General features: G+C 41.6%; 1 protein-coding gene. It reads left to right on the top strand.

What is annotated here, in order from left to right; translation table 11 throughout:
• Positions 1-921: hypothetical protein (locus tag BXO88_RS16660; RefSeq protein WP_168171763.1), on the top strand; the 921-nt coding region annotated here is incomplete at both ends.

Genomic DNA, 921 nt, shown 5'->3' with positions numbered 1-921 from the left:
CGCAAAAACTGAAGTTACAGTTAATTCCGGTGCAGTAACAGTTACAGGAGCTGGAGATGAGGCAAATGCAACAGGTGTAAATGCTGATGCGCATGAAGGTGGTTCTGTTGATGTAAAAACTGGAACAGTGACAGCAATAAGTTATTATGGTCAGTCAACAGGAATAAATGCGACGACTTCAGGGGGTGGTACAGTCACCGTCAATACAGGAACGGTAAACTCATCTACAAGGAGTGAATCTAAAGGAGTATATGTAGAGAATACTGGCGGTTCTATAGTTGTGACAACCGGAGCTGTGGTATCGAACTCATCTTCAAATAATGGTCGGGCATATGGTGCAAGTATCAGCGGGCGCAGTGGTACAACCACTGTTAATACCGGATCAATATCAGTCGATTCTGAAAGATATGCGGAAGGTATTCATGCTTCTTCTTTTGCTTCTCAAGATAATCACGAAACGTTGGTTAATATCACAACCGGATCCATTCAGGCCATAGGAGGTGAAAATAATAAAGGCGTTGTGGTGAGTGCTCAGGGAAGCATGGGAACATCAAGCTTGGATTTAACGGTTAATGGAAGTGTTAACACCAGTGGAACCGGAGTTGATGTTAGTGCCGGAAATAGTAATGTGGCTGAAATAACAGTCACACAGGATATTAATGCAGGAAACACAGCTGTCTTACTATTTAAGGACAGTGATCAGGCTTCACTAAAGCTGGAGGTTGATGGAACAATCAGTGGTAAAGAACATAACATAGTTATTGAAGAATCTAGCACAACTGAAGGTATTGATATAACAGTGTGGAAGGTGGATACTTCTGATGGAAAGGAAGTAATAGCGCAAAAAGATAATGTGGGATATTTTATTCCTGAAAATGCCGCAGAGATCGTAAACTATATCATCAAGGTAGAAGGCAATCT

Source organism: Oribacterium sp. C9, assembly GCF_002007235.1.
GTDB lineage: Bacteria > Bacillota > Clostridia > Lachnospirales > Lachnospiraceae > Oribacterium.
The sequence above is the reverse complement of the archived record's forward strand: the minus strand, read 5'-3'. Positions and strand labels throughout refer to the sequence as shown.